Here is a 19107-nt window from a genome sequence, read left to right on the forward strand (position 1 = left end):
CCATACCCGGGGCACGGCACGTGCTAACGGCCGGCGGGGTTAGCTTCTCCGGCACGGCGGGTAAGGCCGACCCGGGGCACCGCGGCGCGCTGGCCCACCGCCGCCACGACGACGTTTACTCCTCGGGGGGCAGGGAACCCGCCGCCTGTGCGACAGGACCAGGAGGATCCGTATCAGCGCAGGTCAGCCCAGGTGTACGCCGCTGCTGACCGCGCCGGTTCCGGGTCTGTCGCAAGCTCCCGGCCGGTCCTGTACGACGCGGTGCTGCTGGACCGGGACGGCACCCTGATCGAGGACGTGCCGTACAACGGCGACCCGGAGAAGGTGCGGCCGGTGCCGGGCGCCCGGGCGGCGCTGGACCGGCTGCGAGCGGCCGGGCTGCGGCTGGCGGTCGTCACGAACCAGTCGGGCCTGGCCCGGGGTTACTTCACCGGGGAGCAGATGCGGGCGGTGCACGCCCGCGTCGAGGAGCTGCTGGGCCCGTTCGACGCGTGGTTGGTCTGCCCGCACGACGACGCCGACGGGTGTGACTGCCGCAAGCCGGCGCCCGGTCTGGTGCACGCCGCCGCCCGCGAGCTGGGCACTACGGCGTCCCGGTGCGTGCTGGTGGGCGACATCGGCCGGGACGTCGCCGCGGCGCTGGCCGCCGGGGCGGCGGGCGTGCTGGTGCCCACCCCGGTGACCCGACCGGAGGAGATCGCCGCCGCCGGTTGGGTGGCCTCCGACCTGCCGTCGGCGGTGGACGAGATCCTGCGCCGGCAACAGGCCGTGCAGCCGTCGACCCCGCCCGGCGAACCGGTACGGACGGCGCTGGTGGTCCGCTCGGACTCGGCGGGTGACGTGCTGGTCACCGGCCCGGCGATCCGCGCCGTGGCGGCCGGAGCGCAGCGGGTGGTGCTGTTGTGCGGGCCGCGCGGTCGCGCCGCCGCCAACCTGCTGCCCGGCGTCGACGAGATCATCGAGCATCCGCTGCCGTGGATCGACCCCACACCGGGGCCGGTCGATCCGCAGGCCATCCGGGACCTGACCGCGCGGTTGGGCGCGATCGGCGCGGACCAGGCGGTGGTGTTCACCTCGTTCCACCAGTCCGCCCTGCCGTTGGCGCTGCTGCTGCGGATGGCGGGGATCGACCGGATCGCGGCGATCAGCGACGACTACCCGGGCTCGCTGCTGGACGTCCGGCACCGGGTGCCGGTGGGCGTCCCGGAACCCGAACGCGCCCTCTCCCTGGCTGCCGCCGCCGGCCACCGGCTGCCCGACGGCGACGAACCCGTCCTCCGGCTGCGCCGGGACGCCGTGCCGCCGCGCCCGGCCGACCTCGGCGACCCGGGGTACGTGGTGCTGCACCCCGGGTCGGCCGCGTCGAGCCGGGCCTGCCCGCCCGAGCTGGCGACCCGGATCGTCGGGGCGTTGGCCGACGCCGGCCACCGGGTGCTGGTCACCGGCGGCCCGGACGAGCGCGCTGTCACCGCCCGGGTCGCCGCGGCCGGCGGCACCGACCTGGGCGGTCGCACCGACCTGGCCGGGCTGGCCGGGATCGTCGCGGACGCCAGCGCGGTGGTGGTCGGCAACACCGGGCCCGCACACCTGGCCGCCGCCGCCGGAGTGCCGGTGGTGAGTCTCTTCGCGCCGACGGTTCCGTTCGGCCAGTGGGGGCCCTACCGGGTGCCCACCGTCCGGCTCGGCGACGCGGCCGGGCCCTGCCGGGACACCCGGGCGGCCAGCTGCCCGGTCCCCGGGCACCCCTGCCTCAGCGGCATCGACCCGGAGCAGGTGGTCGACGCGCTCCGGACGCTCGCGACCAGCGGTGGTGGCGGCCGATGAACATCCTGCTCTGGCACGTGCACGGCTCCTGGACCACGTCGTTCGTGCACGGCAGCCACCGTTACCTGATTCCCACCACACCCGACCGCGGCCCGTACGGCCTCGGCCGGGCCCGCACCTACCCGTGGCCGGACAACGCGGTCGAGGTCAGCCCGCAGGAGCTGCCGAGCGCCGACGTGGACCTGGTGATCCTGCAACGCCCCGAGGAACTCGACCGGGCCGAGGAGTGGCTTCGGCGCCGCCCGGGCCGCGACCTTCCGGCGATCTACGTCGAACACAACACCCCCAAGGGCGACGTGCCCAACACCCGCCACCCGATGGCCGACCGCGACGACCTGCTCATCGCCCACGTCACCGGGTTCAACCAGATCTTCTGGGACACCGGCGCCACCCGCACCACTGTTGTCGACCACGGCATCGTCGCCCCCTCGGCGTCCTACACGGGCGAGTTGGACCGGCTCGCCGTGGTGATCAACGAGCCGGTACGGCGAGGCCGGGTCACCGGCACCGACCTGCTGCCCCAGTTCGCCGAGATCGCGCCGCTGGACGTGTTCGGCATGGGGGTCGCCGGCCTGGCCGACCACCTGGGACTGCCCGCCGACCGGCTCACCAGCCACGACGACGTGCCCCAGGAGCGGATGCATGCCGAACTGGCCCGACGGCGGGCATATCTGCACCTGTGCCGGTGGACCTCCCTCGGGCTGAGCCTCATCGAGGCGATGGCGATCGGCATGCCGGTCGTCGCGCTCGCCACCACCGAGGCGGTGATGGCGGTGCCCCCGCAGGCGGGGGCGCTGGCCACCCGGACCGACACCCTGCTCGACGCCGCCCGCCGGTTCATCACCGAACCGGCGACCGCGCGCCAGGCCGGGGCGGCGGCGCGAACCGCCGCACGCGACAGGTACGGCCTCGACCGTTTCCTCGCTGACTGGGACCGGCTGCTGGAGGAGGAAGTATGCGGATCGCGATGATCTCGGAGCACGCCAGCCCGCTCGCCGTCCTCGGAGGGGAGGATGCCGGCGGCCAGAACACGCACGTCGCGGAGCTGTCCGCCGCGCTCGCCGCCGCCGGGCACGAGGTGCGGGTCTACACCCGCCGCGACGCGCCCGACCTGCCGGTGACCGTCCGCAGCCCGGACGGGTACGACGTGGTGCACGTGCCGGCCGGCCCGGCCGAGCCGGTGGCCAAGGACGCGCTGCTGCCGCACATGCGGGAGTTCAGCGCCTGGTTGATCGAACGCTGGCGCGGCGGCGACTGGGTGCCCGAGGTGATCCACGCGCACTTCTGGATGAGTGGTCTGGCCGGGCTGACCGCCGGCCGGCAGACCGGGGTGCCGGTGGTGCAGACGTACCACGCGTTGGGCACCGTGAAGCGCCGCTACCAGGGGGTGCAGGACACCAGCCCGGCCCGACGGATCTCCTACGAGCGGGAGCTGGGCCGCTCGGTGGACCGGGTCGTCGCGCAGTGCCGCGACGAGGTGGGCGAGCTGGTCCGGATGGGGGTGCCCCGGTCCCGGATGACGGTGGTGCCCTCCGGGGTCAACCTCGCCACCTTCGCCCCGCTCGGACCGGCGGCCGAGAGGGAACCGGGACGGGCCCGGATCCTCACCGTGGGTCGGCTGGTCGAGCGCAAGGGCTTCCAGACGGTGATCCGTGCGATGGCGTTGGTGCCGGACGCCGAGTGCGTGGTCGTCGGCGGCCCACCCGAGGGGCTGTTGGAGACCGACCCGTACGCCCGCCGGCTGCGGGCCCTCGCCGAGTCGTGCGGGGTGGCCGACCGGGTGCACCTCGTCGGCGCGGTGCCCCGGGAGGAGATGGGCCGCTGGTACCGCTCGGCGGACCTGCTGGTCGCGGCGCCCTGGTACGAGCCGTTCGGGTTGACCCCGTTGGAGGCGATGGCCTGCGGGGTGCCGGTCGTCGGCACGGCCGTGGGTGGCATCCGGGACACCGTCGTCGACGGGACGACCGGTGACCTCGTGCCGGCCCGGGATCCGCAGGCCCTGGCCACCGCGATCCAAGGGTTGCTCGACGACCGGATCAGGCGTTTCGCGTACGCGACGGCGGCGCGCGAGCGGGCCCGGGCGCGCTACTCGTGGGCGGCGACCGCCGAGCGGCTGGTCGAGGTCTACAGCGAGGTGGCCGCCGTGCGCCGGCCGACCCGGGTGGTGGCCTGATGCCGACGGGCAGCCTGCTCGACACCCACCTGACGAATCTCGCGGCGGCGCTGGTGCCGTACCGGCGCTGTGAGTCGCAGCTGACGCGCTGGGGATCGGACCTGGCCCACCGGCTGGCCGCCGGGGGTCGCCTGCTGGTCGCCGGCAACGGCGGCAGCGCCGCCGAGGCCCAGCACCTCACCGCTGAGTTGGTCGGCAAGCTGCGCGACGATCGCCGACCGCTGTCGGCGATCGCGCTGCACGCCGAGACGAGTGCGCTCACCGCCATCGCCAACGACTACGGCTACACCGACGTGTACGCCCGCCAGGTGCGCGCCCACGGCCGCCCCGGCGACATCCTGCTGCTGCTGAGCACCAGTGGGACCAGCGCCAACCTGGTCGCCGCAGCGCGGGCCGCCCGCGACGTCGGGGTGACCACCTGGGCGCTCACCGGCGTCGCTCCCAATCCGCTCGCCGACGCCTGCGACGACGTGCTGGCCGTCGCGTCCCCGGACACCCAGGTCGTCCAGGAGCTGCACCTCGTGACCAGTCATCTGCTCTGCGAGTACCTCGAACAGGAGTTGCCGGCCGCGCTGGCCGCGGTCGGCGATCCGGCGGTCGTCGGCCCCGTGGCCGGGGGGCCGGCACCGGTGCGTACCGGGGTCGAGGTGGTGCTCGACGGCGGGACCGGACAGCAGGTCGACGCGTGAGGATGAGGAGGCAAGCGTGAGGGGACCGGTGGTGGTGCTGGGGGACACCCTGCTCGACCGGGACGTGGAAGGCGTGGTCAACCGGCTCTGCCCGGACTCCCCGGTGCCGGTGCTCGACGAGACTGCGGCCACCGACCGACCGGGGGGCGCCGGGCTGGCGGCGGTGTTCGCCGCCGCGCAGGGCGCCGAGGTGGTGCTGGTCACCGCGCTCGCCGACGACGCCGGTGGGGCTCGGCTGAGCGCTCTGCTCACCGCCGCCGGCGTGCAGGTGTACCCCCTGGCCCTCTCCGGCGCCACGCCGGAGAAGATCCGGCTGCGGGCCCGGGGGCGGGTGCTGCTGCGCCACGACCGGGGCGGCACGTCCGGGGAGCCGGGTCAGCCCTCCGACGAGGTGCTGCGGGTGATCGCCGCCGCGTCGGCGGTGCTGGTCAGCGACTACGGCCGGGGGGTGGCCCGGCAGCCCGCGTTGCGCGACGCGTTGGCCGCCACCCGCGCGCCGGTGGTGTGGGACCCGCATCCGCGCGGCCCGGCGGCCGTGCCCGGCGTCCACCTGGCCACCCCGAACGAGTCCGAGGTGCGCGAGCTGGTCCCCGCGCTGCCCGGTGCCTCCCGACTGGCCACCGCGTCGCGCGGCGCCCAGGGGCTGCGGCGGCGCTGGCGGGCCGGCGCGGTCGCGGTGACGTTGGGCGGTGACGGCGCGCTGCTCTGCCACGCCGGGTCGACGCCGCTGGTGGTGCCGACGCCGGGTAGCGCCGAGGGGGACACCTGCGGTGCCGGCGACCGGTTCGCGGCGGCCGCCAGCCTCGCGTTGGCCCAGGGGGCGCTGGTCTCCGAGGCGGTGCAGGTGGCGGTCGCCGAGGCGTCCGCGTACGTGGCGGGTGGCGGAGTGGCGACGGCGCTGCCGCCGTCGGGGCCCGCGGTGCGGGCCGGGAGCACGTCGGGGCCGCGCGTTCTCCAGCCCGGACCACGAGGTGGCGCGGTGGCCGACCGGGTGGGGGTCGCCGCCGTCGCCACGCTCCTCAACGAGGTACGCGCCGGTGGCGGCACCGTGGTGGCCACCGGCGGTTGCTTCGACCTGCTGCACGCCGGGCACGTGGCCACCCTGGAGGCCGCCCGGCAGCTCGGTGACTGCCTGATCGTCTGCCTGAACTCCGACGCCAGCGTGACCGGGTTGAAGGGGCCGGATCGGCCGGTGCAGTCCGAAGCTGACCGCAGCCGGCTGCTGGCCGCCCTGAGCTGCGTCGACGCGGTCCTCATCTTCGACGAGCCGACCCCGGACGCGGCGCTGTCCTGGATCCGCCCCGACGTCTGGGTCAAGGGCGGCGACTACGCCACCGGTGGTGGAGACGCCACCGCCGCCCTGCCCGAGGCGCAGGTGGTACGCCGGTGGGGCGGGAACACGGTGGTGGTGCCCTACCTGGACGGTCGGTCCACCACCGACCTGATCGTCCGCACGCTCGCGGAGCGGACCCGATGACCGGCACGCGGCCCGGTGCCGGGCCCACCGTCCTGGTCACCGGCGGGTCCAGCGGCCTCGGCGCCGCGGTGGTCGCCGCGGTGGCCGCCTCCGGTGGCCGACCGCTCGTGCTGGACCGGCAGCCGCCGGTCGACGGGGTGTCCTGGACCGAGTGCGACCTGGCCGACACGCGCGCCGCCGAGGCGGCCACCCGGCATCTCGCCGAGCAGGCCGGCGGCCTGGACGCCGTGGTCACCGCCGCCGGCACCGACGTGCCGGGCCGGCTCGCCGACCTGCCGGGCGAGACCTGGGACCGGATCGTCGCCGTGGACCTGCTGGCCACCGCGGCGGTGGTCCGGGCCGCGCTGCCGTTCCTGCTGACCTCTCGGGGACGCGTCGTCACCGTCGCCTCCACCCTGGGCGTCAAGGCGGTCAGCGACGCCACCGCCTACTGCGCGGCGAAGTTCGGGGTGGTGGGGTTCACCCGAGCCCTCGCCGCCGAGCTGGCCGGTCAGGTCGGCGTCACCCTGCTCATCCCGGGTGGGATGCGCACCGCGTTCTTCGACGAACGTGACCCGCAGTACAAGCCGGGGCCGGACGCGAACCTCAACGAGCCCGCCGACACCGCCGCCGCGATCATGTTCGCGCTCAGCCAGCCGGCCGGTTGCGCGGTGCGCGAGATGGTGGTCTGCGCCGAGCAGGAGACCTCGTACCCGTGATCCTCGTGCTGCGCGCCCTCGGCGTCGGCGATCTGGTGACCGCGGTGCCCGCGCTGCGGGCGCTGCGGGCCGCGTACCCCTCGCGGGAGCTGGCGCTCGCCGCGCCGGCCTGGCTGGCTCCGCTGGTCGACCTGGTCGGCGGGGTGGACCGGCTGGTGGACACCACCGGGCTGGACCGACCCCTGCGGGTCGGGTCGGCCCCGCGGGTAGCGGTCAACCTGCACGGCCGCGGTCCGCAGTCGCACCGGCTGCTCGCGGCCACCCGGCCCGGTCGGCTGCTCGCCTTCGGCAACGCGGACGCCGGCTGTGCCGACGGTCCGCACTGGGCCGCCGACGAGCACGAGGTGGACCGGTGGTGCCGGCTCCTGTCCTGGTACGACATCCCGGCCGACCGGGCCGACCTCAGCCTGCGTCGGCCCGGGCCGGCGGGGCTGCCCAGCGGTGCCACACTGCTGCACCCGGGCAGCAAGATCCCGGCCAAGCGGTGGCCGGCCGAGCGGTTCGCCGCGCTGGCCCGGGCGCTCACCGACCAGGGGCACCGGGTGCTGCTCACCGGCTCGGCCGACGAACGGGAGTTGGCGACCCGGGTGGCCGAGGCGGCCGGCCTGACCTCGGACGCCGTTCTGGCCGGCCGGACCGACCTCGGCGGGCTCGCCGCGCTGGTGGCCGACGCCCGGTTGGTGGTCAGCGGGGACACCGGCGTCGCCCATCTGGCCACCGGGTACGGCACCGCGTCGGTGGTCCTCTTCGGGCCGGTGCCACCGGCGCACTGGGGGCCACCACCGGACCGGCCACGGCACCGGGTGCTGTGGGCCGGTGCGGGGGATTGGCCCAGGTGGGACGGGGTAGGAAGCCACCCGACGATGGCGGCTCTCCACCTCGACGAGGTGCTGGCCGCGGTGGCCGAGGTGGAGAGGGTGGTGCGGGTCTCCGGTGCGGTTGCGGCGTAGCGACCCGGGTCGGCCGGGGTACGGACGGCGTCGTCGCGGACGGGGCTGGCTGTTCGTCGATCCGTCCGGGGCTGCGGTGCGGGATCCGGAGGTGCTGGCCCGGTTGCGGGAGCTGGTCATCCCGCCGGCCTGGCAGGACGTCTGGATCGCGCCGCATCCGAACGGGCACATCCAGGCGATCGGGATCGACGCGGCCGGGCGCAAGCAGTACGTCTACCACCCGCGGTGGCGGGAGAAGCAGGACGAGGCGAAGTTCGACCACATGCTGGAGGTGGCCCGGCGGTTGCCGGTGCTGCGGGAGCGGGTGGGGCGCGACCTGGACGGCCGTGGACTGGGCCGGGACCGGGTGCTGGCGACGGTGGCCCGGCTGTTGGACATGGGGATGTTCCGGGTCGGCAGTGACCAGTACGCGAACGGCGACGACCCGACGTACGGGGTGTCCACCCTGCGCCCCGAGCACGCCCGATCCCGGCGCGGCTGCGTGGTGTTCGTGTTCCCCGCGAAGGGGGGCATCGAGCAGGTACGCCGGATCGAGGACCCGGAGCTGTGCCAGGTGCTCGTCAATCTGCGCCGTCGGCGGCGACGGGCGGAGCGGCTGTTCGGCTACTGGGACGGCCGGGAGTGGCGCGACGTGCGCAGCGACGAGGTCAACGGCTACCTGCGCGACGCCAGCGGTGGGGAGATGACCGCGAAGGACTTCCGCACCTGGCACGCCACGGTGCTGGCGGCCACCGAGTTGGCCACCGCCGGCCCGGCCCGTTCGGTGACCGCCCGGCGCAAGGCGGTCGTCGCCGTGATGCGGGAGGTGGCGGAGCTGCTGGGCAACACGCCGACGGTCGCGCGGGCGTCGTACGTGGACCCTCGGGTGGTCGACCTCTACCACGAGGGGGTGGTGGCCGCGGTCGATCCGCTGGCGCCCCGCGAGGAGGCGGAGCGGGTCGTCCTGAAGCTGCTGGAGGGGGCCTGACCGGCCCCGCCGGCGATTCCGGGGAAGCGCGACGGGGTCGGAGCCTCGGGCGTGGGCGGGGTGCCACCGGGCGGCCGCCCGCCGCTCGCGCGGCGGGCGCCTCGCCACGGCCCCCGTTGCGGCCCACCAGGCGATGGTCGGCCGCGCCGGTGTCAGTCTGCCGGTCGCGAGTTGACGGTGGACGCCTGGCGGTTGACGATCCGCGCCAGATCCGAAGCGTTGTCGCGGTGTTCCTGCGGGGTCATTCCGTAGGCGGCCTTGAACGCCCTGCTGAAGTGGGCCTTGTGGGGAAACCCCCACCGCGCCGCGATGGTCTGCACGGGCTGGTTGCGCAGCGCCGGGTCGGTCAGGTCGCGCCGGCACCGGGTCAGTCGCAGGTCCCTGATGTACGACGCCACGGTGGCGTCCTCGGCCTCGAACAGACGGTGCAGGGACCGCACCGAGATGTGGTGGGCGTCGGCGACGACCTGAGGGTCGAGGGTCACCTCGCCGAGGTGGCGGTGGATGTACGACTGCACCTGGGTGAGCAGCGCCCGGCGGCGGACCTCGGTGGGCACGGCGTCCTCGGCGACGAGGTGCCGGCCGAGCATGGTGGTGGCCAGGTCGAGCCCGACCGCGCCGAGCCGGCCGGCGTCGGCGGCATGGTACTGCTCGGGGTGTCCGGTCACCTGGAGCAGGAACTGCGCCAGCAGCGCCCCGATCCCCTCGCTGCCCGACATCCGGCCGCCGTAGAGCGCGGCCATCCGCTGTGGCGGTAGCGGCAGGGCGGCGTGCGGGATCAGCGTGATGATCGAGGTGGCCTGATCCCGATCGGGCTCGGTGGCGTGATGGCAGACCTCGTGGGGCCGGGACCCGTCGTAGAAGGTGAACTCGCCGGCCAGGATCTCGCTGCGGCGACCGTCCTGGCTGGAGGTGCCGATGCCGCCGGTGGTGAGGGCGAGGATGTACAGCTCCGGGTCGGACTGGCGGACCAGCTTGCGGGTCCGGGTGGCGTCCAGCGACGGGTACTCGTACTGCACCAGCTGGATCGGGCCGAGAGCGATGAAGTCGGCGCGGGCGGCGAAGTCGTCGCTGTGCGCGGACCGGATGCGCAGCGGCGCCGAGGTGCGCGCCACCAGGTCCAGCCACATGCCGAACCGTTCGCGCGGGGGCAGAACCGTGGTGTCGATGGTGTTTCTCGCCAGCATCGGGCGCCCTATCCCGCTCGGCGCTGGATCAGCGCTTCGACGCCGTCGAGGATCCGGTCCAGACCGAAGACGAACTCGTCGTCGGGGTGGTCGTCCTGGCTGAGCACGCCGGCGCTGAGCACCCGGTGCAGCGCGGGAAAGCGGGCCGGGTCGATGAGCCGGCCCACCAACCGGGCGTACCCGGGCATCATCTCGGCGGGCTCGACGCCCGCCGCCCGGCTGCCCTCGGCGATCTGCGACGTGAGGGTGGCCTCGTTGCGGACGTACCCGGTGATCAGCAGCAGCACCGACATCTTCTCGCTCTCGCCGAGCGCGGTGCCGTCGAGGCAGCGCAGCCCGTCCTCCATCCAGCCGAGCTGCTGCGGGGTGATCGGTGGGCCGCTGATCGGGACGTGCAGCAGCCAGGACCGTCGCCGCAGCACCTCGTGTTCGGCCCAGGCCCACCGGGTGAGGCCGGTACGCCAGTCCTCCTGCGGGCCGGGCGGACCGGGGGACGGGCCGTACCCGGTGTCCACCATGAGCATCAGCAGTTCGTCCTTCGAGCCGACGTACCGGTAGAGGGCCATGGTCGCGGCGCCCAGCTCCTTGGCCACCCGGCTCATCGACACGGCGGCCAGGCCGTCGGCGTCGGCCACCCGGACCGCGGCGTCCACGATGGTGGGCACGCTCATTCCCGGCCGAGGCCCCTTGGGGGGTCGCTCCCGCAGCCCCCAGGCGCTCTCGATGGCCGGCGGGAGTACGGGCCCGCTGTCGTCTGTCTTCGCCGCCACATTTCCTCCTTGCCCCGCCATCCTAGTTCTGCGTATGGTCTACGCATAACAGCGTACGACATACGCAGAAGGGAAACTGATCATGAAGACCACCACCACACCGGCAGCGCGCGCCGGCCGGCGGGAGTGGACCGGGCTGGCGGTGCTGATGCTGGCGCTGCTCCTGGTCTCGATGGACGTGTCGGTGCTCTACTTCGCCGTTCCGTTCATCAGCGCGGAGCTGCGCCCCAGCGCCACCGAGCAGCTCTGGATCTTCGACATCTACGGTTTCGTGCTGGCCGGGCTGCTCATCACCATGGGCGCTCTGGGTGACCGGATCGGCCGACGCCGGCTCCTGCTGACCGGTGCCACCGCGTTCGGGGCGGCGTCGCTGCTGGCCGCGTACGCCGACAGCACCGCGACGCTGATCGCCGCCCGCGCCCTCCTCGGCGTCGGTGGGGCCACCCTGATGCCCTCGACGCTGGCCCTGGTGCGCAACATGTTCCACGACGCCAAGCAGCGCGGCACCGCCATCGGCGTCTGGACCGCCACCCTGACCGGCGGCATCGCTCTCGGCCCGGTGCTCAGCGGCATCCTGTTGGAGCACTTCTGGTGGGGCTCGATCTTCCTGATCAACATCCCGGCGATGCTGCTGCTGCTCCTGCTCGCCCCGCTGCTGGTGCCCGAGTTCCGCAACCCGGCGACCGGGCGTTTCGACCTGATCAGCGCGGTGCTGTCGCTCGGCGCGCTGCTGCCGGTGATCTACGGCATCAAGGAGATGGCGCGCGACGGCGTCAGTCCGGTGCGGGTGCTCGCCATCGTCGCTGGCCTGCTGGTGGGCGCGCTCTTCCTGCACCGGCAGCGGACCGGGGCGTACCCGATGGTCGATCTCGCGTTGTTCCGCCGTCACGGCTTCGCCGGGTCACTCGCTGTCAACCTGCTGGCGATGTTCGCCATCGTCGGCTTCGCCATCTTCACCACCCAGCACCTGCAACTGGTGCTCGGCCTGAGCCCGCTGCGGGCGGCACTGTGGAGCCTGGTGCCGTCCCTCGCCGTGGGCGCTGTCGCGCCGGCCGCCGCCGCCCTCGCCCAACGCGTCGAACGGGCCTACCTGATCGGCGCGGGATTCGGCATCGCCATGGTCGGCTTCGCGGTGCTGACCCGTGTCACCCCGCAGACGCCGCTGTGGCTGCTGCTCGTCGGCGCCAGTGTCTACGCGGGTGGTCTGGTGATGGTGATGTCCCTCGTCACCGAGCTGGTCCTCGGCGCGGCGCCGCCCGAGCAGGCCGGTGTCGCGTCGGCGCTGACCGAGTCCAGCAGCGAGCTGGGCGGTGCGCTGGGCATGGCGATCCTGGGCAGCGTCGGCGCGGCGGTCTACCGGCGCGAGATCGTCGACGGCCTGCCGGCCGGGCTGCCCACCGACACCGGCGACGCGGCCCAGGAGACCCTGGGTGGCGCGCTCGCGGTCGCTCAGGGGCTGCCGGCGGAGCTGGCCGACGCGGTGCGGCACGCCGCCGCTGTCGCGTTCACCGACGGGCTGCACCTGGCCGCTTACGCCGCCATGGCGGTGATGCTGCTGGGCGCCGTCACCGCGCTGGCCGCGCTGCGCGGCGTCCGACCGGCCGACTCCGCGGCGTTGGCCGCCGAGCCGACCGGTCCGACCGACCCCTCGTTGTCGCCGGTCAGTCGATGAGCACGTGCGCGAGCCGGTCGCGGAAACGCCGCTCGGAGTCGCTGACCGACTCGCCGCCGATGCCCAGCAGCCCACCGCTGGAGGCGGCGCCCACCACCTGCTCGGCGATCTTCACGAGCCAGTGCTTGTACGCGCCGGCCTCACCCTCGTCGACCCGCGCGGCCAGCAGTTCGGCGGCCTGGCCGGCCCGCAGCAGCACGTCGTCGAGGTAGGCCCCGGGGTCGGCGGGCGCGATGACCGGCAGTTCCTCACCGGTCTCCGGGTCGCCGACCCGGGTGACGATCTCACCGGCCACGGCGGCGACCAGCGGGCTGGCCGACTCCCGGCCGGCGGCGATGGTCTCCAGCCCGGCCGCGTTCTCCGCCATGGTCCGGCGGGTGCCGTCGGACTCGGCGGCGCTCGCCGCGGTCAGCACCGACTGCGGGAGGCCGACCAGCAGCCCCCACTCCTCGTCGGAGAACCCGAACCCGGTGTACGCCGGCTGCTCGATCACGGCAACGCCCCTTCCGCCCTGCTCTGCTTGATCAATCGGTGCTCTGCTTGGTCGATCCACCGGGCCCGACACCGGTGCCCGGTCAGGCTAGTCCAGGGTCAGCAGGCCCTGTTCGGACACCACGCGCACCGACAACGTCTTGTACCCGACCTCATCGAAGAGAACCGTCATCTTGTCGTCCTCGTAGGAGAGCACCAGGCCCTGCCCCCACTCGGGGTGACGCACCTGGCTGTGCACCGGGAACGGCCCGACCGCGCCCTGGTCGGCCACGCTGGTGCCGTTGTGGCAGTTGTCGCAGTGCCCGCAGACCTGCGTCATCTGCTCACCGAAGTACGCCAGCAGGGTCTGCCCCCGGCAGGCCCTGGTCTCGGCGAAGGCCCGCATCATGTCGGTGCGGGACCGGGTCACCGTCTGCTGGCGCTCCGCCTCGGCCAGCGCGGCCGCTGCGGCGTCGGCCGGGGTGGGGGAGTAACGGGGCGCGCCGATGCGCTGCCGGGCGCGGGGCTCGGCCGCGCCGACCTGCTCCAGCAGGGAGAGGTACTGGCCCAGCTTGCGCGGCCCGAGGCCGGTGCTCTCGCGCAGCTCGGTCTTGGTGGCCGGCTTGCGGCGCAGCAGCGCGGCGAGGTCGCGCAGTTCGTCGACGTCGGGCAGGCCGCCGCTGAAGAACCGTTGCAGGCCCACGTCCTCGGCCTGCCAGAGCAGCAACACCCGGGCCGGTTGCCCGTCCCGCCCGGCCCGGCCGATCTCCTGGAAGTAGCTGTCCGGGGAGTCCGGCAGCGCCATGTGCACCACCCAGGCGATGTTCGGCTTGTCGATGCCCATGCCGAACGCCGACGTCGCCACCATGATGGGGACCTGGTCGGCGAGGAACGCCTCGTGCAGTTCGGCGCGCGCGCCGGCCGCCATCCCACCGTGGTAGAACTGCGCCGGGAAGCCGGCGTCGGTCAACCGGGAGGCCAACTCCTCGGCGGCGCGACGGGTCGGCACGTAGATGATCCCGGGTCGCTCGTCGTCCTGGAGCAGCGCGACCAGCCGCCGCCACCGGTAGTCCTCGGTGGGGCAGTGCGCGACCTCGACGAACAGGTTCGGTCGGTCCAGCCCGGAGACCACCACCTCCGGCTCGCGCAGCCGCAGCCGGGCGATGATGTCGTCGCGGACCGGAGGGGAGGCGGTGGCGGTCAACGCGACCACCGGCGGTCGGCCGATGCCGTCGATGAGGTGCCCGAGCGCCAGGTAGTCGGGGCGGAAGTCGTGGCCCCACGCCGAGATGCAGTGCGCCTCGTCGATCGCCACCAGCGCCGGCTTCAGGCTGGCCACCTCGGCCATCCGTTCCGGGTTGCTGAGCTGTTCCGGGGTGATGAAGAGGAACTCCGCCCGGCCCTCGCGGACCTCGGTGATCGCCTCGGCCTGCTGGGTGGGCGACTCGTTCGAGCTGATACGCACCGCCCGCAGCTCCGGGCGTTGCCGCTCGTTGAGGGAGGCGATCTGGTCCTGCTGGAGGGCCAGCAGGGGGGAGATCACCACTGTGGGGCCGGGGATCAGACTGGCCGGGATCTGGTAGATCGCCGACTTGCCGGCGCCGGTGGGCAACACCACCAGGGCGTCGCGTCGCTTCATCACCGCGCGCATGGCGGCCAGTTGGTTGGGCCGCAGCGCCTTCCAGCCGAAAAGGCTGCGGGCCGCGCGGCGCAACGTCATCGAGTGCGTGGACAGTTTCATCGAGGGCCGGAGGTACCCGAGCCCATGATTCCCGAAACGCGTTCGGACGATCATGGGCTCGGCTGCCCCCCGCAGCTCAGCGCAGCCGGGGCAGGACCTCGCGCTGATAGAGGTCGAACAATCCCTGGTGGTGCGGGCCGGTGTTGGCCACGTAGACCTCGTCGAAGCCGGCCTTGGCGTACTTGTCGATCATTTCGAGGTGCGCGTCGGCGCTGTTGCCGCAGACGAACGCCTCCTTCAGCATCTCCGGCCTGACCAGCTCGCTGGCCTGCTCGAAGTGCCGCGGTGAGGGCAGCACCTGGGACAGCTCACCCGGCACCCCCGCGTTTGGCCAGCGCTCGTACGCGATCCGCATCCCCTCGTCCTCGCTGTCGGCGTACGCCGCCTTGAAGCCGGCCTGGCACGGCTTGTCGCCGCCGCCGTTCTCGCGGAAGCGCCGGACCATCTCGCCGTCGGGCATGGTGCTGACGTAGCCGTCGCCGATCCGGGCGGCCAGGTCGATCGACTTCGGTCCGAAGCCGGAGACGTAGATCGGTGGGGGAGCGTCGGGCAGCGTGTAGATCCGGGCCTGCTCCACCGTGTAGTGCTTGCCGTGGTGGCTGACGAAGTCGCCGCCCCACAGCGCGCGCAGCACCTCGACGGCCTCCTCCAGCATCTCCAGCCGGACGTCGGCCTGCGGCCAGGCGTCGCCGAAGATGTGTTCGTTGAGCGCCTCGCCGGTGCCGACGCCGAGCACGAACCGTCCGCCGTGCAGCACCGCGCTGGTCGCCGCCGCCTGGGCGATCACGGCCGGGTGGATCCGCACCGTCGGGCAGGTCACCGCCGTGGTCACCGGCAGCGAGCAGACCTGGCTGAGCGCGCCGATCATCGACCAGACGAACGGGCTCTGACCCTGGGCGTCCACCCAGGGGTGGTAGTGGTCGGAGATCCACAGCGCCTCGAAGCCGGCCCGTTCGGCACCGCGCGCCTGCTCCAGCAACTCGGCTGGCGTGAGCTCCTCACTGGACAGAAAGTATCCGATCTTCATGGCTTACCCCTTCGGCGCGCGGACTGCTGATGGGCAGAGCCGTACCCCGGTGGGGCCGGGTCACACCGGTGCGCGCCGTGGGCCGGGTCAGCGTCGGCCGAACATCGCCCGGATCGCGGCGAGCAGCAGCAGAGCGCCGACCACCAGGCCGAGCAGGCGTACGCCGGGGATGTCGGCCGGGCTCGTCGCGTCGGCCAGCGGGACGGGATCCATCCCCGCACTCTCCCCGGGGAGCGGGCCGCCAGGCAACTGTAAGGTTTATTGACTATTGAATCGCTCAGTGTGACCATGGCAGGACCGCCTGCCGGTGGCGGTGCGCCGAGGGCGCGTGAGAGATGGGGTACGGGGGCCGCATGAGCGAGCGCAACCAGCGGATCGACGGGGGCGCACCGTCGTCGGCGATCGACGTCGACCACTGCGAGGGGGTGCAGTGACCACGGCCAGCGGGCACCTCCCGGCGCTCGCCGCCGCCGTCCTGCAACCCGGCTTCGTCGGCACCACCCCACCACCGTGGGTGTGCCGCTGGCTCGGCGACGGTCTCGGCTCGGTGGTCCTCTTCGCCCGCAACGTCGTCGACACCGAGCAGGTGGCCGCGCTCACCGCGACGCTGCGCGCGGAACGGCCGGACGTCATCGTGGCCATCGACGAGGAGGCCGGCGACGTCACCCGGCTGGAGTCGGTCCACGGTAGCTCCCGGCCCGGCAACTTCGCCCTCGGCGCGGTCGACGACCCGGCGCTGACCGAGGCCGTCGCCCGGGACCTCGGCGTCGAACTGGCCGCGGCCGGCGTCACCCTCAACTACGCCCCGGACGCCGACGTCAACTCCAATCCGGCGAACCCGGTGATCGGCGTCCGCTCCTTCGGCACCGACCCGACGCTGGTCGCGCGACACACCGCCGCCTGGGTCCGCGGGCTCCAGGCCGGCGGCGTCGCGGCCTGCGCCAAGCACTTCCCCGGGCACGGCGACACCCGCGTCGACTCACACCACGACCTGCCCCGGATCACCGCCGACCGGGCCCGGCTGGACGCCTGCGAACTGGCCCCGTTCCGCGCCGCCGTGGCCGCCGGGGTGCAGGCGGTGATGACCGGTCACCTGCTGGTGCCTGCGCTCGACCCGCAGCTGCCGGCGACACTGAGTCAGCGCATCCTCGGTGGCCTGCTCCGCGACGAGCTGGGCTTCTCCGGCGTGGTGGTCACCGACGCGGTGGAGATGCGCGCGGTCGCCGACCGGTACGGCTTCGCCGGTGCGACGGTCCGCGCCCTCGCCGCCGGTGCCGACGCGATCTGCATCGGCGGCGAACGGGCCGACGAGCAGGCCGCCCGCGAGCTGCGCGACGCCATCGTGGCCGCCGTGATCTCCGGCGAGTTGCCCGAGGAACGGCTCGCCGAGGCCGCCAAGCGCGTCGGTCAACTCGCCGCCTGGACGGTGGCCGCCCGCGGCGCCGGCTCCGCCGCGGCGCGCGCCGCCGACGTCGGGCTGGTCGCCGCCCGCCGGGCCGTCCGGGTCACCGCCGCCCCGGGCACGACGGGCGCGCTGCCACTGACCAGTGCCGCACACGTCGTCGAGTTCGAGCCGCTGCGCAACATCGCCATCGGTGCCGAGACCCCCTGGGGCATCGGTGGGCCGCTGGGCGAGCTGCTGCCCGGCACCAGCACCGTCCGCTACGGCGAACCCGACGTGCCGGCAGACCCGGGCGCCGGGGCGGGCACCCGCCCGTTGGTCCTGGTCGTCCGGGACCTGCACCGGCACGACTGGATGCGCGCCGCCGTGCACCGCGCGTTGACCGCCCGCCCGGACGCGGTGGTGGTCGAGTTGGGCGTGCCCGAGCTGGTCACCGGGGCGGTGCACCTGGCCACCCACAGCGCCACCCGGGCCAGCGGACGGGCCGCCGCCGAGGTGCTCACCGGCGCCCGCTGACCCGCCCGGCTACGGGAGGTCGGCGACCAGGTCGGCGTACTCGGGGTGCTTGTCGATGAACGCGGCCATGAAGGGGCACTGCGGCACAACTCTCGCGCCCCGGGCGCGGACCTCGTCCAGCGTGCCGCGGATCAGCGCGCCGCCGACCCCCTTGCCCTGAAAGCCCCGGTCCACCTCGGTGTGCGTGAAGACCAGGACCTCCCCGCGCATCAGGTACGCGGTGTAGCCGGCCAGCGCGTCGTCGACCAGGATCTCGAAACGGTGCTTCGCCGGGTTGTCCTCGACCAGGGTGCTCATCCGGCTATTCTCCCCGCCGGCTCGGCCAGCGCGTCGAGTTCGCCGAGCAACCGGTCCACCTCGTCGGTGGTGTTGTAGTGGTAGATGCTGGCCCGCACCGCGCCGCCGCTGTCGCGCAGACCCATCAGCTGGAAGTACTCGTAGGCGTAGTAGTCGCCGACGGAGAGACAGAGCCCGGCCGCGCCCAACGCCTCCTGGACGGACGCCGGTGACATCCCGGCGACCCGGAACGAGACCGTCGGGCAGCGCCGGGCCGGCGAGCCGTAGACGGTGATCGCCGGGCGCTGCGCCAGCCCGGCGAGCAGCCGCTCCAGCAGGGCCTCCTCGTGGGCCTGGGCGGCGGCCAGCCCGGCCCGCAGCCGGGCCCGCCGGTCCCCGACCGCGTCCGGGTCCAGCCCGGCCAGATGATCCACCGCGGCGGCCACCCCGGCCAGCAGAGGGAAGCTCGGCGTGCCGTACTCGAAGCGGTCCGGCACCGCGTCGGAGGACGGCAGCAGCTTCGCCGGGCGCAGCGTCGCCCAGAGAGCGGGGTCCGCCACCATCGCCGCCAGGTGCGGCCCGGACCACTTGTACGCGCTGGTGACCAGCACGTCGGCACCGAGCGAGGTCAGGTCGGTCGGGACGTGCGGCACCGAGTGCACCCCGTCGACGTAGACCAACGCGCCGACCGCGTGCGCGCTCTTGGCGATCGCCGGCACGTCCGGCATGGTGCCGATGGCGTTGCTGGCGGCGGTCACCGCCACCAGCCGGGTCCGTTCACCGACCAGGTCGGCGTACTGGGCGGCGGGCAGCTCGCCGGTCTGCCGGTCGACCTCGGCCCAGCGCACCGTCGCGCCGGCCGCCTCGGCGGCCTGCACCCACGGCCGCACGTTCGCGTCGTGGTCGAGCCGGGAGACCACCACCTCGTCACCCCGACGCCAGGTCTCGCCGAGCGTGCGGGCCATGGTGTACGTCAACGCTGTGGCACTCGGGCCGAGCACCACCCCGGCCGGGTCGGCGCCGAGCAGGTCGGCCACCGCCGAACGGGCCTCGGCCACCAGCTCCAACGACCGGCGGCCGGCCACGTTGGCGGCGCTGCGGTTGCCGACCGCCATCCGCATGGCAGCGGTGACCGCGTCGATCACACCGGCCGCGGTCTGGGTGCCGCCGGCACCGTCGAAGTGGACGAAGCCCTCGGTCAGGGCGGGGTACGCGGCCCGGGTGCGGGCGATGTCGAACGGCATGTCCCGGACCCTAGCCGGTGCTC

Annotated in this window: 18 protein-coding genes; 10 read left to right on the plus strand and 8 right to left on the minus strand. The window is 74.0% G+C overall.

Annotated elements, in window-relative coordinates; genetic code table 11:
* Window positions 1–147 precede the first annotated feature (147 nt).
* Genes QSK15_RS11780 through QSK15_RS11815 form a run of 8 tightly spaced genes read left to right on the plus strand, consistent with a single transcriptional unit; the run spans window position 148 to window position 8778 of the window.
* Complete coding sequence (locus tag QSK15_RS11780) at window positions 148–1824, plus strand: HAD-IIIA family hydrolase (protein ID WP_285794197.1); 1677 nt, start codon at window positions 148–150, stop codon at window positions 1822–1824.
* Window positions 1821–2795: a glycosyltransferase gene (locus QSK15_RS11785; protein WP_285794198.1), complete on the plus strand. Its 975-nt coding sequence runs from the start codon at window positions 1821–1823 to the stop codon at window positions 2793–2795. The genes QSK15_RS11780 and QSK15_RS11785 overlap by 4 nt, the downstream gene beginning before the upstream one ends.
* Complete coding sequence (locus QSK15_RS11790) at window positions 2780–3997, plus strand: glycosyltransferase (protein WP_285794199.1); 1218 nt, start codon at window positions 2780–2782, stop codon at window positions 3995–3997. Before QSK15_RS11785 ends, QSK15_RS11790 begins: the two co-directional genes overlap by 16 nt.
* Window positions 3997–4686, plus strand: a complete 690-nt coding sequence (locus QSK15_RS11795) for a D-sedoheptulose-7-phosphate isomerase (protein WP_377620849.1) — start codon at window positions 3997–3999, stop codon at window positions 4684–4686. Before QSK15_RS11790 ends, QSK15_RS11795 begins: the two co-directional genes overlap by 1 nt.
* Window positions 4687–4702: 16 nt before the next feature.
* Complete coding sequence (locus QSK15_RS11800) at window positions 4703–6163, plus strand: PfkB family carbohydrate kinase (protein ID WP_285794200.1); 1461 nt, start codon at window positions 4703–4705, stop codon at window positions 6161–6163.
* The gene (locus tag QSK15_RS11805) at window positions 6160–6861 is read left to right on the plus strand and encodes an SDR family oxidoreductase (RefSeq protein WP_285794201.1); all 702 of its coding nucleotides are present in this window, start codon (window positions 6160–6162) and stop codon (window positions 6859–6861) included. The genes QSK15_RS11800 and QSK15_RS11805 overlap by 4 nt, the downstream gene beginning before the upstream one ends.
* Window positions 6858–7811, plus strand: a complete 954-nt coding sequence (locus tag QSK15_RS11810) for a glycosyltransferase family 9 protein (protein WP_285794202.1) — start codon at window positions 6858–6860, stop codon at window positions 7809–7811. Before QSK15_RS11805 ends, QSK15_RS11810 begins: the two co-directional genes overlap by 4 nt.
* Window positions 7795–8778: a DNA topoisomerase IB gene (locus tag QSK15_RS11815; RefSeq protein WP_285794203.1), complete on the plus strand. Its 984-nt coding sequence runs from the start codon at window positions 7795–7797 to the stop codon at window positions 8776–8778. The genes QSK15_RS11810 and QSK15_RS11815 overlap by 17 nt, the downstream gene beginning before the upstream one ends.
* A gap of 152 nt (window positions 8779–8930) precedes the next feature.
* On the opposite strand, the gene QSK15_RS11820 is transcribed toward QSK15_RS11815, so the two are convergent.
* Window positions 8931–9965, minus strand: coding sequence for a helix-turn-helix domain-containing protein (locus QSK15_RS11820; protein WP_285794204.1), 1035 nt, complete (start codon window positions 9963–9965; stop codon window positions 8931–8933).
* 8 nt (window positions 9966–9973) lie between these two features.
* Window positions 9974–10735 (minus strand): TetR/AcrR family transcriptional regulator, encoded by a 762-nt coding sequence (locus QSK15_RS11825; RefSeq protein WP_285794205.1) that lies wholly within the window; start codon window positions 10733–10735, stop codon window positions 9974–9976.
* A gap of 82 nt (window positions 10736–10817) precedes the next feature.
* Here QSK15_RS11825 and QSK15_RS11830 point away from each other — a divergent pair, with 82 nt between their 5' ends.
* Window positions 10818–12407 (plus strand): MFS transporter, encoded by a 1590-nt coding sequence (locus tag QSK15_RS11830; protein WP_285794206.1) that lies wholly within the window; start codon window positions 10818–10820, stop codon window positions 12405–12407.
* Here the strand turns inward: QSK15_RS11830 and QSK15_RS11835 are convergent.
* The 4 genes from QSK15_RS11835 to QSK15_RS11850 all read right to left on the minus strand — a co-directional run bounded on the left by QSK15_RS11835 (window position 12397) and on the right by QSK15_RS11850 (window position 15859).
* Window positions 12397–12900 carry a hypothetical protein gene (locus QSK15_RS11835; RefSeq protein ID WP_030334948.1) on the minus strand — a complete coding sequence of 168 codons (504 nt, stop codon included), beginning with the start codon at window positions 12898–12900 and terminating at the stop codon, window positions 12397–12399. The two genes, QSK15_RS11830 and QSK15_RS11835, sit on opposite strands and share 11 nt — an antisense overlap.
* Before the next feature lie 87 nt (window positions 12901–12987).
* Entirely contained in the window at window positions 12988–14619 is a 1632-nt protein-coding gene (locus tag QSK15_RS11840) for a RecQ family ATP-dependent DNA helicase (protein ID WP_285794207.1), read from the minus strand.
* Window positions 14620–14695: 76 nt separating this feature from the next.
* A complete protein-coding gene (locus tag QSK15_RS11845; RefSeq protein WP_285794208.1) occupies window positions 14696–15646 on the minus strand; it encodes a TIGR03557 family F420-dependent LLM class oxidoreductase in 951 nt (316 codons plus the stop codon).
* 87 nt (window positions 15647–15733) lie between these two features.
* Window positions 15734–15859 (minus strand): hypothetical protein, encoded by a 126-nt coding sequence (locus QSK15_RS11850; RefSeq protein WP_256443624.1) that lies wholly within the window; start codon window positions 15857–15859, stop codon window positions 15734–15736.
* A 217-nt stretch (window positions 15860–16076) separates the two neighbouring features.
* On the opposite strand from QSK15_RS11850, the gene QSK15_RS11855 reads away from it, so the two are divergent.
* Entirely contained in the window at window positions 16077–17564 is a 1488-nt protein-coding gene (locus QSK15_RS11855) for a glycoside hydrolase family 3 protein (RefSeq protein WP_285794209.1), read from the plus strand.
* A gap of 9 nt (window positions 17565–17573) precedes the next feature.
* On the opposite strand, the gene QSK15_RS11860 is transcribed toward QSK15_RS11855, so the two are convergent.
* Window positions 17574–17861: a GNAT family N-acetyltransferase gene (locus tag QSK15_RS11860; protein ID WP_285794210.1), complete on the minus strand. Its 288-nt coding sequence runs from the start codon at window positions 17859–17861 to the stop codon at window positions 17574–17576.
* The gene (locus QSK15_RS11865; RefSeq protein ID WP_285794211.1) at window positions 17858–19084 is read right to left on the minus strand and encodes a cysteine desulfurase-like protein; all 1227 of its coding nucleotides are present in this window, start codon (window positions 19082–19084) and stop codon (window positions 17858–17860) included. Before QSK15_RS11865 ends, QSK15_RS11860 begins: the two co-directional genes overlap by 4 nt.
* Window positions 19085–19107: the final 23 nt, after the last annotated feature.

Source organism: Micromonospora sp. NBRC 107095 (genome assembly GCF_030269705.1).
GTDB classification, from domain to species: Bacteria; Actinomycetota; Actinomycetes; order Mycobacteriales; family Micromonosporaceae; genus Micromonospora; species Micromonospora parva.